Raw genomic sequence first — 15,678 nt, forward strand, 5'->3', positions numbered from 1 at the left:
GAGTTCGAGTTCTCGCAGTCCTGCTTGCCGTGACTTAGCGCAGGGCCGTCAGATGAAAGACTGTTGGACTCGGCGGTGTGCCGCTCTTCCCCGAGGCAGGTGGGAGGGTCAGCTTGAGATATATCGCTGCTGGGAGTCGGTGTCCAAGGGGCCGTAATCCGACTCTAACCTGACGCCGTCGGACGGTCAGACTGATGTCCGATTAGGGTGTAGTGCCCTCGGATTCGCGCCCTTATCGGATTTGCTTCTGGTTGAGCCAAGGTTGGCCTCCCGGAGGCTTGTCGGCGGCGCAGGCACGGCCGGTGGGATGTACCGCATCAATGCCAGCGGCGACTCCCCAGGACCGTCACAGCGGCGGTGATGGCGATGCCGAGGCCGATCGGGACGCTGAGATGGATCTGCAGCAGGAGTACTCCGATGGCGGCCCCGGCGAACATAGCGAGGACAGCGCCCAGCCGTCGGTTGAGTAACCGGGGCCGTTGCTTGCCCACAAGTGACTCTCCGGCGAGGGAGGTCATGGTGGAAGTAATGACCACTGTGGTCATGTCTCGTACGCCCAAATGCCGCGCAATCAGGGCCTGGGAGCCCATGTGCATGGCGATAAGGGCGGCAACAATGACACGAATGGACTGGTGGCCGACGTCTTCCACGATGAGAGAGATGGCAGCGGTTCCCGTCAACGCGATACAACCCGCTGTGAGAAGGAGCGTGACCCTGCGGTTCCAGCCTTTCGGGCTTGACTGGAGCGTAAATCCGGCGACCGCAGCGCCGAGGAGAAAGGCGCCAAGTGCTACCAGTGGGCCCAAAGTTGGCAGGTTCGCGGCCCCGGCCAACGCCATCGCAAGAATTACCACGTTGCCGGTCATGTTTCCGGTGAAGACGCGATCAAGTCCAAGGTAGCCGACGGCGTCAACCACACCTGTAACGAGCGTGAGGGCCATCATGAGCATCAGTCGGAACTTTTCCGGAGACGCATTTTCTTGCCGAGTAGAGGTGGTTTTAGTACCTGAGCTGGCTATGGCTGATGTCATGGTTTATGGAATCCTTCATCGTGAGGGGTGGTCTCTACGACACCCCTCGGACATGCTTATTGGTCATCGTCAATCAGGCCCTCGTCAAGGACGTGGTCGTTGGCCGTCTGTGCGTCCATGCCGCCAACCACGAAGCGCGAATGGCGGCAGTTATACTTCCGCCGTCGTGAGCCGTTCTGCTTCCTGCCTCGCATTGTTGGCGCGGCGCTCAGCCTTCAAGCTTGGAATGCTCGCCCAGGCGGTGCCATGAACGGTTGTGGTAGACCAGAGCGTCGGCGGGTTCGCCCGCTTGGACGTCACGCATTACACGGGACTCCAGGGCGTGAACGGCGATGATGGTGGAAGTCCCCACCTCCATGCGATCGATGACGGCGCAGCGCACCCAAGCGCGGACATCGTCATACACCGCTTCGCCGGTTGCAAGGGCCGACCAGCGGTGCGTCTGGTCAAAGCGGTCGGCACCGGGGGTCGCTCCCAACTTGGCCAGGTCGACGTCGTGCGCGTCCAGCAGGTGCACGACGACGGTCTCGGCGCGCGACAGCACCTCGGACGAAGAAGACAGTGCCGAGACCGAGAAGATCAGCAACGGAGGGTCCGCACTCACCGACACGACCGACGATACCGTCAGCGCCACAGGCCCTTCGCCGGCATCGGCCGTGACGACGGCGACACCTCCCGGGTGCCCACGGAACAGTGCTTTGAATTCGTCGGCCGAGAGGGAAGACGGGAAGCTTTGCTTCGGAGCCTCGAGCCACGTGTCTGCAGGGTAGGCGTGAAACACCGTTATCAGGCCCCGAACGCGGAGCGGGCCAGTTCTTCGCGAACGATGGTCGTCCCTGCGCTGAGAGCACTCAGCTTGGCCAGTGCGACATCCCGGGGGAACGGTGCCATGCCGCAGTTCGAGCTGGGGATGAGCTTCTCCGCATCGACGAACTGCAGGGCCTTGCGGAGGGTGTCGGCGACCTCCTCCGGGGTCTCGATGGTCTCGCTTGCGACGTCGATTGCCCCGAGCATGACTTTCTTGCCGCGGAGGAGCTCGATGAGGTCCATGGGCACGTGGGAGTTCTGCGATTCCAGCGAGATGATGTCGATGCTGGAGCTCTGGAGCAGCGGGAACGTTTCCTCGTACTGCCGCCACTGTGAGCCGAGCGTCGCCTTCCAATCATTGTTGGCCTTGATCCCGTAGCCGTAGCAGATGTGCACGGCGGTCTCCGCGCGCAGTCCTTCTGCCGCTCTCTCAAGCGCAGCCACGCCCCAGTCCTTGACCTCATCGAGGAAGACATTGAACGCGGGCTCGTCGAACTGGATGATGTCAACGCCGGCCGCCTCGAGTTCCTTTGCCTCCTGGTTCAGGATTGTGGCGAACTCCCAAGCGAGCTTCTCGCGGCTCTTGTAGTGGTCATCGTAGAGCGTATCCACCATCGTCATCGGGCCTGGAAGGGTCCATTTGATCGGCTTGTCGGTAGTTGAGCGGAGGAATTTTGCGTCTTCGACGAATACCGGCCGTTCGCGGCGCACCGGTCCGACGACGGTCGGTACGCTCGCGTCGTAGCGGTCGCGGATGCGCACGGTTTTGCGTTGTTCAAAGTCGACCCCGCTGAGATTCTCGATGAAGGTCGTGACGAAGTGCTGGCGGGTTTGCTCGCCGTCGCTGACGATGTCGATGCCGCGCCGGGTCTGCTCGTGGATGGCGATGCGCAGCGCGTCCTGTTTGCCCTCGAGCAGCGCATCTCCCTCCAGCTTCCACGGGGACCAAAGAGTCTCCGGCTGTGCGAGCCACGATGGTTTCGGCAGGCTACCGACAAGGGTGGTGGGCAAAAGTGTGTTCATGATTGACGATTCTCCGTGGGTCAGTTGACGAGAGCGGGGTAGTTGGCGGTCCACTGGTCCAACAGATCCTTGTGGGGCGTGATGAAGTGTTCCTCCGTGTACTTCGCCTGCGTGACCGCGAGCTGACCGCGCTCGACGCGGTCGTAAGCGATCTGGGTCCGCGAGAAATCCTGCTCGCCCAGGCTCGGCTGGTAGACGACGGCGGCGGCGGAGTTCGCGTTGTAGACCTCCGGGCGGTAGATCTTCTGGAACGTCTCCATGGTGCTGATCGTGCCGATGAGCTGCAGGTTGGAGTAGTCGTTGAGCAGGTCGCCCCGGAAATAGAAGGCGAGGGGAGCCACGCTGCCGCGGGGCATGAAGTAGCGGACCCGCAGCCCCATCTTTGCGAAGTACGCGTCCGTCAGCGAGAACTCGTCCTGCTGGTACTCGACGCCCAGGACCGGGTGATGGTTTCCGGTTCGCCGGTACGTCTTGCTCGTGGAGACGCTGATGCAGACCACTGGCGCTTGCGGGAAGCGTTCCCGGCATTCCGGGGAATCGAGGAAGTGCTGGAACAGCTTGCCGTGAAGGTCGCCGAAGTCCTCGGGTACGGTGGGCTTGCCTGAGTCAGCTGCTGCCGCTGGCAGTACGACGCTGAAGTCGAAGTCCCGGACGTAGGAGGAGAAGTTGTTCCCCACGATCCCTTGGTGGCGGACCCCGTTCAGCAGGTCGACGATCTGGATATCGAGAACCTCGAACAGCGGGAACTGCTGATCCGTACAGTCCGCGGTGAGCTGTAGCTGCACGGAAACGATTTCAAGCTCGAGCGTGTAGCGGTCCCGGTCCGGGTTGTCCCAGTCTGCGAGATCGTTGAAACGACGCCGAATCATGGTCAAGGCGTTGCGGAGGTTCTCCTGGCGGTGCTCGCCACGTGCCAGGTTGGCGAAGTTCGTCGTGATCCGGGAGCCTTCCGACGGGGAGTAGTCCTCGTCGAAGCGGGTGGTGGTAATGCTGAAGGTGAAATCGTCGGCCATGCGCTGCCAATCGTTGAAGATGGGCCGGAGACGGCCTTTCGGAAGGGGACGTGTCCATAGTGCAGCCTTTCAGGGGGTATCAAGTAACTAGGTGTTACTATGCATTCATATAGGCTTGTCCTATGGCCCAAATTTCGACCGGACTGACCCTGCAGCAGCTGCGCTACTTCATAGAAGTTGCCGCTGAGGGGTCGATCTCCGCCGCGGCCGATCTTCTCTACGTCGCGCAGCCGACCATGTCCGCTGCCATGAAGGACCTTGAGGCACGGGTGGGCCGTGCACTCCTGGTTCGCTCCGCCCGCGGGGTCACCCTCACCGCCGACGGGGTAGAGTTCCTCGGCTACGCGAGGCAGGTGGTCGAGCAGTTCGCCCTCCTCGAGCAGCGCTATCTTGGCAGGCCACCGACACGACGTCTGCTCGGGGTGTCAACGCAGCACTACTCGTTCGCGGTGGACGCCTTCGTCCGGATGGTCAAGGCCACTGAGGTGGCCGAATACGAGTTCTCGCTCCGCGAGTCCCGCACCTGGGACATCATCGAGGATGTCCGGACACTCCGCAGCGAGATAGGCATCCTCTACCGGAACGATTTCAACCGGAAGGTCATCGACAAGCTGCTCCGCGAATCCGGGCTCGCGTTCTCTCCGCTGTTCCTCGCCGATCCACACATCTTCGTTGCGCGGAACAATCCTCTCGCCTCGAAAGAGCGGGCGACTCTGGACGATCTTGCCGCCTTGCCGCGGCTGACCTTCGACCAAGGTGCGAACAACTCTTTTTACTTTGCCGAGGAGATTCTCTCCACCTTGTCCAGTAAGCAGGAGATCCGGGTCTCCGACCGTGCAACAATCTTCAACCTCATGATCGGGCTCCACGGTTACACGATCTCGACGGGCATCATCAGCGGGCAGCTCGACCCGGAGATCGTCGCCATCCCGCTCGAGGTTGACGAACGCATCGAGATCGGCTGGATCGGCCACGCCGCGATTCCGCTCACCGACCAAGCGCAGCGCTACCTCAGGGAACTGCGCGCCGTCGTCGCGGAGTTCGGCGTAGCATTGCTCGACTGACCGCAGTTGAGTGGACGGGTCTGATCTGCTCAGGCGCCATGAGGACGCGTGACGGCATGCCGGGACCTCGAGCATGCCCTTCAAGTAGTCGATCGGTACGACTTCCATGAGGATGATGTCCGTTTGTTGGCCGAGCGTTGGCCAGGCCGGCGACGACTGTCAAGGAGGATGCCGAGGCTTACCCGGAACTGGTGTCGGCGGAGTCGCCGCGGGAACTATTGACTTGCTGGACTCTGCCGCCCAAGTTCACGGCATCTGCTGCCCCGGCAATACTTTGCCATCTCCGAAAACGGGTGTGGACAATGTCCGCACTTTTGGTCTCGAACTGCCGCGTAGAGCCTTCGGACCGGTCCGGATTCCGCATGTTTTCGCGGGTTCGCAGTGTTTGCAGGGCCACGAATGTAGTTCGAGTCCCACCTCGGGCACAACGTATTCCCCTCGTCAGGGGCGATTTTGCTTTGACGTGTTGACAAAGCTTGCGGTCGCGTCGTCTGACGGGTTGGGTCGCGGGCTGTGGCCTGGCTGCCGCGGTGGCCTATTCAGGTGTGTGGGGTAGCGGGTTCAAGTCCCTGGCCGGTGGGCCTTCCGCCTGCTGAAGTGGGTTTTATGGTTCCTCGTTCCGGTTCTGTCTGGTTGGGCGTGGTTGTCCAACACTCATTCATGGCCCAGGGGAGCGGGAACGACATGACTTCAGCGAACTCGCTAAAAGCGCCTTGGGCGGCGGTCTTAGGGCATGCCAGCGAGAGTCGCGCTCTGAGGTTTGTCCTGCCAAAGGGGGTGTGGACAGTGTCCACACTTATGTCTGCTTTATCAAAGACCGCGCGAACTGCCCTTCGGGGCGGCGGAAGAGCCGCCGTCCGGTGCCATTGTCTTGAACTAGCCATAGGAGGGATCCGTCGGTGGATAGGTCGTCCACTGTCCCGGAGATCCTGGCATTCCGCCGGTCTGAAGCTAGAAGTACGACGGCGTCTCCCGGAGCCAAGTCACGCCAGTCGTAATCTCCTTGCCGGGCGAGTGCCGGTCCACAGGGTAGGACGTGGCGGGCTGGGCAGGGTCCATGGGGGTTGCACCTCCGGGGTTTGCTGGCGATGGTGAGTGGATCAGGTGAAGCGGAGGATGTAGCCGACCGTTCTGGGTCGGGCCGGTGACGTGAGCCCGGACGTCGACTGCGATCAGAATGGCGTCGTCGCTCCCATTAGAGCCGCTGTTCCTGCTGGGCGTCCAAGACCTACTTGCAATGAAGCTGATAGGCCTAGGCTATTAGTGGTTCCCTGCAGCACGGGCCAGGCCGCTCCCTAGCCGCTTGCAGGGCCCCGGACTGGTTGAGGAGTTTGAGTGGATACCCGGAAATTAAAGTACTTTCTGGCGGTTGTGGATCACGATGGTTTTAATCGGGCCGCGGAACATCTGCTGATTGCGCAACCGTCCCTTTCGCAGACGATTGCAAGTTTGGAGAAAGATTTGGGGGTTCCGCTGTTCCATAGAATCGGTCGGCGGGCTGTTCTCAGCGAAGCGGGGCAGGAACTTGTGGGTCCAGCCAGGTTAGTGATGCGTGATTTGGACGCGGCTCAATCCGCGGTTCAGGCTCTTCGAGGTATCCGGAGCGGCCGGCTGGACATTATTACGATGCCGTCCCCTGGGATCGAACCATTGACATCCATGATCGCCGGATTCACCCGTTCGCACCCGTCGGTTCGACTGAACGTGGTAGCCGCATTCACTCCGGAGGAAGTCATCGAATCGGTCCGCAGCGGCAGCACTGAGGTTGGACTCGCTGGGTCACCGAACCCCATCCGGGTCCCTGGAGTCCAGGTGCTGGAGCTGGAGCGTCAGCCGCTGATCCTGATTGTGAATCCGCAGGCCGATACCTTTCGGCCTGGAACTGCTATCCAACGGGAAGATCTGGCAGGGCACCGGTTGATCGCGAGTCAGCGTGGGTCTTTGATGCGCTGGCTTGTCGATGATGCTCTAGCCGGCGGCGTCGATTTGGAGATCGTCGTTGAGGTGGCGCACCGGACCTCTATCCTGCCGTTGGTATTGGCTGGCGTCGGGCACGCCGTTATGCCATCGTCCTGGGCCCCGCTCGCGCACAGGTCCGGGCTTCGCACCCTTCTCATCGAGCCGGTGTCCCAGCTCGACGTGGCAATCCTGAGCCGCAAACAGGACCTCACCCCAGCCGCAAGGGCTTTCCTTAAAATTGCCGAGCTGCATGTATCAAGTCCAGAAGAGGCGCCTCATCAGCATTCATAGGCCGATCCTATTTAGCGGATTGAATCTTGGTCTTGGACGCGGGTTGGTTGACGCCCGTCTACTTGAAGAGGAAGGAACGGTGTGAGCCTGCTAACGGGCAAGCACCCAATACTCAACGAGGAGACACATCACCATGAGCACCACCCAGAAGTTCAACATTGCTTCGATCCCTGCAGACGGCGTGGGCAAGGAAGTTGTTGCCGCAGGCCGCCGCGTCCTGGACGCCCTGGCCGAAAACTCCAGCGGCAAGTTCGCCTTCGACTGGACCGAGTTCCCCTGGGGCTCAGAGTACTACGCGAAGACCGGGCAGATGATGGACCCCAAGGGCCTTGATGCCCTGAAAGACTTCGACGCAATCTACTTCGGTGCGGTTGGCTGGGAAAACGTTCCGGACCACATCAGCCTCTGGGGCCTGCGCCTGAACATCACGCAGAACTTCGACCAGTGGGCCAACATCCGCCCGGTGAAGTTCCTCCCCGGCGTGCAGTCCCCGCTGCGCAGGGCCGATAACACCGAACTCGACTGGGTCGTGGTCCGCGAAAACAGTGAGGGTGAATACGCCGGCCTGGGTGGCCGCAATCTCAGCGGCCGGGGCCCTGGCAACGAGGTGGCCCTGCAGACCGCACTGTTCACCGACAAGGGCTGCGAACGCATCATGCGCTTCGCGTTCGACCTGGCCCGCACGCGGACCGTGAAGAAGGTCTCCTCGGTCACCAAGTCCAACGCCCAGCAGTACGGCATGGTCCTCTGGGACGAAGTCTTCAACCGGGTGGCAAAGGACTACCCGGACGTGCAGACCGAAAGCGTCCTGGTGGACGCCATGAGCGCCAAGTTCATCCTCAAGCCCGAAGACCTCTCTGTCGTCGTGGCCTCCAACCTGAACGCCGACATCCTCTCCGACCTCGGCTCCGCCCTCGCCGGAAGCCTGGGCCTGGCCGCCAGCGCCAACCTGAACCCGGAGCGCCGCTTCCCGTCCATGTTCGAACCTGTCCACGGATCGGCTCCGGACATCGCCGGCCAGGGCATCAGCAACCCCATCGGCGCCATCGCTTCAGCCGCCCTGATGCTGGACCACTTCGGTCTGCACGAGGAGGCCCGCCGCGTCGAGGCCGCCATCGAAACCGCCACCGGCTCCGGCCACCTCACCCGCGACGTTGGAGGCGACGCCACCACCGAGGACGTCACCGAAGCCATCATCAAGGCCTTGACGCTCGCCCCGGCAGCCGTCTAGGCAGGCAGTACTCTCCGGCGCCGTCATCCGTTAGCGGATGCAGCACGGGGCGGGCGGTGAGCCGTACCGCCCGTCCCGCGCCAATCTTTCTTCAGAACATCCTCCAGCGACATTCCACAATGAGGTAGGAATCATGGACCACATCCCCACCGCCGGCCACGCGACACCGGCCACCAAACCGCGCTGGTACCGCCAGCTCTATTTCTGGGTACTGACAGCCATTGTTATCGGCATCCTGGTCGGCTGGCTCGCCCCGGCCACCGGTATCGCCATGGAACCCATCGGCACTACCTTCGTGAACGCGATGAAGATGCTCATCGGCCCCATCGTGTTCCTCACGATCGTGGGCGGCATCGCCAGCGTCGCGGACCTGAAGAAGGTCGGCATGACCGGGCTGAAGGCGCTGACCTATTTCCAGATCGGTACCATCTGCGCCCTCGCCTTTGGGCTGGTGGCCATCAACGTTTTCCGCCTGGGCGAAGGCGTGAACGCCGACCCCGGCGCCATCAAGACCTCAGATGCGGCTGCGAAGCTGATCGACGCCGGCCAGCACCAGGAATGGTGGGAATTCATCACCCACATCATCCCCACCAGCGTCGTGCAGCCCTTTGTTGCAGGGGACATCCTGCAGATCATCTTCATCGCCGTCGTCTTCGGCATCGCCCTGAACGCCATGGGCAAGGTCGGCGCCCCCGTCCTGGATGGCGTGCAGCGGCTCACCGGGGTCATGTTCAAGATCCTGAGCTTCATCATGAAGGCCGCCCCGCTGGGCGCGTTCGGAGCGATGGCTTTCGCGGTGGGCAAGTACGGCGTCTCGTCCCTGACCAGCATGGGCGGGCTGATCGCACTGTTTTATGCCACGTCGATCCTGTTCGTGGTGGTGGTCCTCGGTTCGGTCATGGCCTTCCTGAAACTGAACATCTTCACAATGATCCGGCACCTCAAAGAGGAATACATGCTGATCCTGGGCACCTCCACGGCAGAGCCCGCTCTGCCTGGCTTGATGCGCAAGCTCGAGCACGCCGGCGTCAAAAAAGAAACCGTCGGCCTGGTGGTCCCCACCGGCTACAGCTTCAACCTCGACGGTGCCGCCATCTACCTGTCCCTGGCCGCCCTTTACATCGCCCAGGCCACCAACACCCATCTGACCCTCGGCCAGCAGCTGGGCCTGCTCGCCGTCATGCTCCTGACCTCCAAGGGTGCAGCAGGCGTGGCCGGCGGCGGCTTCATCGCCCTGACCGCCACCCTGGCCACCATCGGCACCATCCCCGCGGCCGGCATCATGCTCATCTTCGGCATCGACAAGTTCATGTCCGAATGCCGCGCCCTGGTCAACTTCACCGGCAACGCGGTGGCCACCCTGTTCATCGCCTGGTGGGACCGCACCCTGGACGCCGACCGCGTACGTCGTGTCTTCGCCGGCGAAGCCGTTGAACCGATGCCTAGCGAAGACCCGGCCCATGCCGATGACGTTGCAGCTATCGATGATGACCTCGTCCGATACGGCCACCACTCGCCCAACCACTATGACTCAGCGGCCCCGGCACCCCAGCACCTAGCCGACGTCGACCCAGCCCAGTCCGCTGAAGCCCGCCCCGCCTACTTGGAAAAAGCCTGACATGACCAGCACTACCGCCCTGAAAACCGTGCGAACACTCATCGCCCCCGACAAGTTCAAGGGCAGTCTCACCGCCAACGAGGTTGCACATGCCCTGGCAGCGGGGCTTCGCTCCGCGGCTGACAAAGCCGGTAAAACTGGAGCGATCCAGTGCGAACTGCTGCCCCTGGCCGACGGCGGCGACGGCAGCGTCGACGCCGCCGTCGCCGCGGGTTTCACTCGGCACAGCCACATCGTCGCTGGTCCGACCGGAGCTCCCGTTCAGACCAGCATCGCCTTCGACGGCACAACAGCGGTGGTAGAAGTAGCCAATACCTGCGGCCTCGCTCTGTTACCGGGCGGCAAATTGGAGGTGTTGAAATCCTCCAGTCGTGGGTTCGGCGACGCGGTCCTGTTCGCGCTCAGCCTCAACCCTGCAAGGATTGTCCTGGCTTTGGGCGGCAGCGCCAGCACCGATGGTGGCATGGGACTGCTGTCGGCTCTCGGCTTCGCCTTCTACGACGGGCAAGGTCACCAGCTCGAGGGCAGCGGATCAGTGCTGGGACAAATAGATTACGTCCGCCGAACCGTATTGCCGCAGCTGGCCGGCACAGAACTGATCGTCGCCAGCGATGTCCATAACCCCCTCCGCGGCCCCAACGGGTCACCAGCGGTCTTCGGGCCCCAAAAAGGCGCGGCAGCACAGGACGTGACATTCCTCGACGAAAGCCTGGGCCACTTTGTGACGAAGATGGCAGAAGCAGGATTCCCGGACGCGGAGGGATTGGCAGCACACGAAGGTGCGGGAAGCGCCGGAGGCATCGGCTACGCCTGCCTGCTGCTGAGCGCCAAACAGGTCTCCGGGGCTGACTACTTCCTCGACCTGCTGGACTTCAACGCCCGCAAAGACACCTGCGACGTCGTAATCACCGGCGAAGGCAGCATCGACGAACAAACCCTCGCCGGAAAACTACCCGCCGCCGTGGCCCGGCGCTCAGGAAGCCGGCCCATCATCGCCGTCGCCGGACGCTCCCTGCTCCCCAAGGAACGGTGGCCGGACATGCACCTGACCCAGGTATTCACCCTGGCCGAGTACACCGACCAGGACTCATCCAAAGACCCCCAACTCTCCGCCTCCCTGCTGCAAAAAATCGGCAAAGACATAGGAACAAACCTCCTGCAGCTCAGCTTCACGTAGCGCGGGAAACCCAAAGCACCCGCCCTGCGGTCACGGGCGGATGCCTTTTTGTGGGAGTCCCGGGCGATGATCCCCACCCCATGCAACTTCAACCGTCGGGCATCAGGGACGGCTTTAGAGGCACCGCAGGCCAAAGCAGCTTCTGGCTCAACATCAATTCCGTACAAATGAACCATTTGGTAGGTATATGAGACGCGCAAGAATTGTGGCTACGTTCGGCCCTGCAATTGCCAGCTACGAAAACACCCTCGCCGTGCTGGAAGCCGGCGTTGACGTCGCCCGGTTATCATGCAGAACGACTACACCGTGCACGACAACACCTACGAAAATGTCCGCAAGGCGGCCTCCGATCTGGGCAAGGCAGTGGCCATCATGGCCGACCTGCAAGGTCCCAAGATCCGCCTGGGCCGCTTCGTTGACGGCCCGCACGCCCTCGCTGTTGGCGACATCTTCACCATCACCACCGAGGACGTTCCCCGAATTCGCCGCGCTTCGGTTATGAGACATGCAGAGGGGGTTCAGAGAAGGAGCCGGCGCCCGAGGGCGGGATCGCTTATCGGTTCAGCTGGTCACTTGTCGGACTAGAACACGATCGAGTCGAAGACGGCGCGTGCCTCTCTCATCAGCTCCGGATTGATCGATTCGTCGATGTGGCCCACCGCGACGACAGCCCGCTTGCCGTTCAGGTCGACCACCCGGTAGGTTTCGTGTTCATTCTGGGTTGAGTACCAGCGTGAGCAGTCTTGTCTATCTTCTGAGTGGATGCATAACTTGCCGCCGTTGCAGGCTGTGATGTCCACGTTGCCCTCGACGGAGTGGTCGAACTCGAAGCCGGAGTAAGTGCCTACCATGACCTTGACGGGCGGGGTGCTTGCCGTAGACGACTGCGCCGCCATCGCATCAACGAAGGCCTTGGCCGACGGACCGAAATCGGCAAGGGCGCCCCTCCAGGTGCATGCATCCATCGCCACGTAGTACGCGGGCGAAAGAGTCAGGGAGACGGCCCATTCAGCCGGGTGATCCGGGTCGTCCTTGCCCAGGCTGTGGCCGTCGAGAGCAAGCCAGCCGTCTGGCACGGTGATTTTGAAAGGCTCCTTGTATCCGGCGACGGGGACGAGGTATGTGCCGGCGTCGATATCGCCACGCGCTGGCAGCGGCGGGACCGTGCGGGCCTCTGTGATCGGAGAACTGGTAGACGGGAGGGAAGCGTCGTTAGATTGGTACTCGCACCCGCCGAGACAGCCAATTAGTGCGATAGCCACCAAGGGCAGGAGATGGCGCGACAACTGAGCGGCCTTTTCGAGCGGTGTCACAGAACTCATTGATCCACCAGGCCGCTACAAGGTTCTGTGAGGCCCCGCAGCCGGGTGGCCCCGCGGGCGGCCCTCGATGGTGGCCGTCGGCTCAAGTCTCCTCCGGCCGAGAAACCGTGACAATGACGAACTGCCCGGAAATAGATTCGACTCATGCAATCCCGAAATGACAGGAGCGCCCTGAAGCAGCGGCGAGGAAACGCCAAGTTTGAGGTAGCTTTCACGCCCGCGTCTAACGAGCCAGAGAGATATGACGGTAGCTGACGTCTCGTAACCCTTGAATTTTTCAGGACTAGCGTCGGGTTTGGAGCGGAGTGCGGGCACTCCTCGTCGTCTGATGCCTGCGCGGGCGGCGGACGCTGGTGAGAGAACCTTCATTTGGTCCGTCCTGGCGTTGAACCCGTGGCGAGTCCCGGCCGTGTGTAGGGGGTGTTTGCCGCTCCGGGCTGGGGCTGGACGGCAGGGCTGGTGGTGAGGTTGGTGTATCAGTAGCATCGCTTTCTAACCACCCCCGATCTGCAAGTCCTCTTGGCATTACCGACCAGTTTCCCGGTTGCGCGTGCCTGCAGCGTAGGCGGGCCCCGGCGTGCAGGTGCGCCACACCGTGAGGAGACGGGCATGACCATCGGGACGCGCGGGGCAGAAGCGGGGAACTTCGTCGACGGTGAACTCATCGTCGGCTCCGAGGGGAGCGTGTCGCGGTCGCCGGCGGACGGGTCCGTTCTGGGAACGTACACCGAAGCCGACGCGGCGCAGATACAGGCCGCGCTTTCGGGCGCCCGCAGGACGTTTGACGAGACCGACTGGGCATCTGACAGGCAACTCCGGCACAAAGTGCTCAGTCAGCTCGCGGACCGTATTGAGGGTCGCAGCCCGGAGCTAACGAAGATGCTTTCGCGGGAAAACGGAAAGCTCGTCGGGGAGGCCCGCGGCGAGGTGGGAGGGGCGCCCGCGACGCTCCGCTACTGCGCGGCGCTGGCCCTAACCTCGACCGGACGCGCGGCAGAGGTCCGCGCAGGCGTTCACGTGACCTCGATGCCTGAACCGGTCGGTGTTGCAGGGGTCATCGTCCCTTGGAATTCGCCGGTCATCCTCTCGGTCCGTTCATTTGCCCCGGCGCTGTCTGCCGGCTGCACCGCGGTGGTGAAGATGCCCTCGCAAACCGGGCTAGTGAATGGCATCCTCCACGAGATCTATGCCGAGACGCCCGGTCTCCCACCGGGTGTCCTCAGCTCGCTGACCGAGTCCGGGGACCTGCTCGCACGGGAGCTTGTCGCGTCGCCGCTCGTCGGCGCGCTCTCGTACACCGGAAGCACGCGCGTGGGCCGTGAGATCATGGCGGGCGCTGCGCCCTCGCTCAAGCGGGTCTTGCTCGAGCTCGGCGGGAAGACACCCATGATCGTATTTGACGACGCCGACCTGGATGCTGCCGTGCCTGTCCTGACGAAGGGCGTGACGGTCTTTTCCGGGCAGTTCTGCATGACGGGGAGCCGGGTCCTCGCGCAGCGCGGCGTCAGCGGCAAGCTTCGGGAACGGCTCACCGCGGCCCTCGAGGCCGTGGTGGTGGGTCCCGGCGACGATCCAGCCAGTGACATGGGCCCCCTGATCGACGGGGCCAGTGCTCGCCGTGTCGACGGGTTCGTACGCAGGGCCATCGATGCGGGGGCGAAGCCATTGGTTCGTGGTGGCGTCGTCGCCGACGGCAGCGCCTTGTACCGCCCGAGTCTCCTCGAGGTCGACCGCGTGGAGAGCGAACTCGTCCAAGAGGAGGTCTTTGGCCCCGTGGCGACGTTTGAGGTCTTCGGCAGCGAGGATGAGGCCGTTGCATTGGCCAATGGCACCCGCTATGGGCTCTCCGCGGCGATCTGGAGTAGGGACGTCGATCGGCCCCTTAGGGTGGCCCGACGTCTCCTGGCCGGAACCGTGTGGACCAACTCTTGGGTTGTCATGGCCGACCAGTTCGAGGAGGGCGGGTTCAAGCAAAGCGGCCTGGGCCGCCTTAGAGGACCTCGAGCCCTCGAGGAGTTCCAGGAATACAAGACTTACGTCCACCCTGCCCGTTAGGGCGGCGGGCAAAACCTGCGATCCGGCAATCTGCATAAGGGGCTGGGGCCATGCCACGCTTCCTGGCTCTCAAAGAAGAATTCCAGGCGTTGTCAGGAAGAAGACCACTGTCGTGGTCCGCGCCCACGGTCACGTGGCCTGGGTCCCGTGGCGGATGTTGGCGTTGCAGCGGAACATGTTCTCCGGATCCCATTCGGGCTTGATGCCCGTCAGCCGTTCGTATTTTGCTCTCCATAGGCTGACCTGACACGGATCGCTGCGCTGACCGGAGCGCCCGCCTCCACCGGCGGCTATCACCTCGATGTAGCGGGGGGAAACGCGGATACCCAGCGGTACAAGCTCCTCCGCTGCGGCGAGCTGGAACAGGCCAAGCGCAGGATGAAGCAGTCTCGGGCCGGCGTAGGGGCGGCGGGACGGAAACCCGCAGCGCCGAAGCTGAGGAAATTAGACAGGGAAGACGGATTGACTACGTCGAAACTACCAAGTGGTGACGGGCTTTCCTGTTTGCCCTCAGCAAGAGGATGAACGACTCGGTCAGCGGCCGCCATTGACGTCCGGCGAGGGGTCCTCTTGCGGCCCGCATGGTGACAAATAGCGCTGTAAAAATACCGCCGGTTACCGCTGCGATTCACAGCACATGGTGCTGCCCCATCAGGGGCGATTTTCCTTTGACGTGTGTACAAAGCTTGCGTTCGTAATTCAGTTCCTTGTTCCGGTTTCTGTCGAGCGGGCACAGGGTGGACCACACCTATTCCTTGGCCGCGGGAGCGGCAGCGACATGACCTCTGCGATTTCACTGAAGAGCACCCCTGGTGAGGGGGTCTTAGTGCGTGCCCACAAGAGTCGCGCCCACAGGTTTGTCCTGCCAAAGAGGGTGTGGATAGTGTCCACACCTACGTCTGCTTTATCGAAGGCCGAGTGAACTTGGGCCCGATGTCAGGTGGGGCCCAACACGTCGTCTTCGGATGCCCTCTGCGGGTGCCGGCGGCAGTCAGGCTAGCTCTCGCCTGCCGCCCCTCTGCCTCGAAACGCTTACGATTTGAGGCACCCTGGGTTATGAGACACATGGCTCCGGTCTGTGGAGTTT

General features: G+C 62.5%; 12 protein-coding genes and 1 pseudogene. 7 read left to right on the forward strand and 6 right to left on the reverse strand.

Going from position 1 to position 15,678, the window contains the following annotated elements; genetic code table 11:
- Positions 1-317: 317 nt before the first annotated feature.
- The 4 genes from PUN51_RS12670 to PUN51_RS12685 all read right to left on the reverse strand — a co-directional run bounded on the left by PUN51_RS12670 (position 318) and on the right by PUN51_RS12685 (position 3,874).
- Positions 318-1,031, reverse strand: coding sequence for a YoaK family protein (locus PUN51_RS12670; protein WP_275181200.1), 714 nt, complete (start codon positions 1,029-1,031; stop codon positions 318-320).
- Positions 1,032-1,239: 208 nt separating this feature from the next.
- Positions 1,240-1,812 (reverse strand): flavin reductase family protein, encoded by a 573-nt coding sequence (locus tag PUN51_RS12675; RefSeq protein WP_275181201.1) that lies wholly within the window; start codon positions 1,810-1,812, stop codon positions 1,240-1,242.
- Positions 1,813-1,817: 5 nt separating this feature from the next.
- Positions 1,818-2,861, reverse strand: a complete 1,044-nt coding sequence (locus PUN51_RS12680; protein WP_275181202.1) for a methionine synthase — start codon at positions 2,859-2,861, stop codon at positions 1,818-1,820.
- A 20-nt stretch (positions 2,862-2,881) separates the two neighbouring features.
- Entirely contained in the window at positions 2,882-3,874 is a 993-nt protein-coding gene (locus PUN51_RS12685) for a DUF1852 domain-containing protein (protein ID WP_275181203.1), read from the reverse strand.
- Between the two features lie 122 nt (positions 3,875-3,996).
- On the opposite strand from PUN51_RS12685, the gene PUN51_RS12690 reads away from it, so the two are divergent.
- The 6 genes and pseudogenes from PUN51_RS12690 to PUN51_RS12715 all read left to right on the forward strand — a co-directional run.
- A complete protein-coding gene (locus PUN51_RS12690) occupies positions 3,997-4,938 on the forward strand; it encodes a LysR family transcriptional regulator (protein ID WP_275181204.1) in 942 nt (313 codons plus the stop codon).
- Positions 4,939-6,273: 1,335 nt separating this feature from the next.
- Positions 6,274-7,188, forward strand: coding sequence for a LysR family transcriptional regulator (locus tag PUN51_RS12695; protein ID WP_275181205.1), 915 nt, complete (start codon positions 6,274-6,276; stop codon positions 7,186-7,188).
- A 133-nt stretch (positions 7,189-7,321) separates the two neighbouring features.
- Positions 7,322-8,419, forward strand: a complete 1,098-nt coding sequence (locus PUN51_RS12700; protein ID WP_275181206.1) for a tartrate dehydrogenase — start codon at positions 7,322-7,324, stop codon at positions 8,417-8,419.
- A 133-nt stretch (positions 8,420-8,552) separates the two neighbouring features.
- Positions 8,553-10,037: a C4-dicarboxylate transporter DctA gene (gene dctA, locus PUN51_RS12705; protein WP_275181207.1), complete on the forward strand. Its 1,485-nt coding sequence runs from the start codon at positions 8,553-8,555 to the stop codon at positions 10,035-10,037.
- Position 10,038: 1 nt separating this feature from the next.
- Entirely contained in the window at positions 10,039-11,214 is a 1,176-nt protein-coding gene (locus PUN51_RS12710) for a glycerate kinase (RefSeq protein ID WP_275181208.1), read from the forward strand.
- Positions 11,215-11,401: 187 nt separating this feature from the next.
- A pseudogene (locus tag PUN51_RS12715) lies at positions 11,402-11,691 on the forward strand (pyruvate kinase); the annotation flags it as partial.
- Positions 11,692-11,795: 104 nt separating this feature from the next.
- On the opposite strand, the gene PUN51_RS12720 reads toward PUN51_RS12715, so the two are convergent.
- Complete coding sequence (locus PUN51_RS12720) at positions 11,796-12,536, reverse strand: hypothetical protein (RefSeq protein WP_275181209.1); 741 nt, start codon at positions 12,534-12,536, stop codon at positions 11,796-11,798.
- A 609-nt stretch (positions 12,537-13,145) separates the two neighbouring features.
- On the opposite strand from PUN51_RS12720, the gene PUN51_RS12725 reads away from it, so the two are divergent.
- Positions 13,146-14,591: an aldehyde dehydrogenase family protein gene (locus PUN51_RS12725; protein ID WP_275181210.1), complete on the forward strand. Its 1,446-nt coding sequence runs from the start codon at positions 13,146-13,148 to the stop codon at positions 14,589-14,591.
- A gap of 129 nt (positions 14,592-14,720) precedes the next feature.
- Here the strand turns inward: PUN51_RS12725 and PUN51_RS20840 are convergent, their stop codons facing one another.
- Entirely contained in the window at positions 14,721-14,888 is a 168-nt protein-coding gene (locus PUN51_RS20840; RefSeq protein ID WP_374114942.1) for a BBE domain-containing protein, read from the reverse strand.
- Between the last annotated feature and the right edge of the window lie 790 nt (positions 14,889-15,678).

Origin of the sequence: Arthrobacter sp. NQ4, from assembly GCF_029077345.1 — a bacterium.
Lineage (GTDB): Bacteria > Actinomycetota > Actinomycetes > Actinomycetales > Micrococcaceae > Arthrobacter.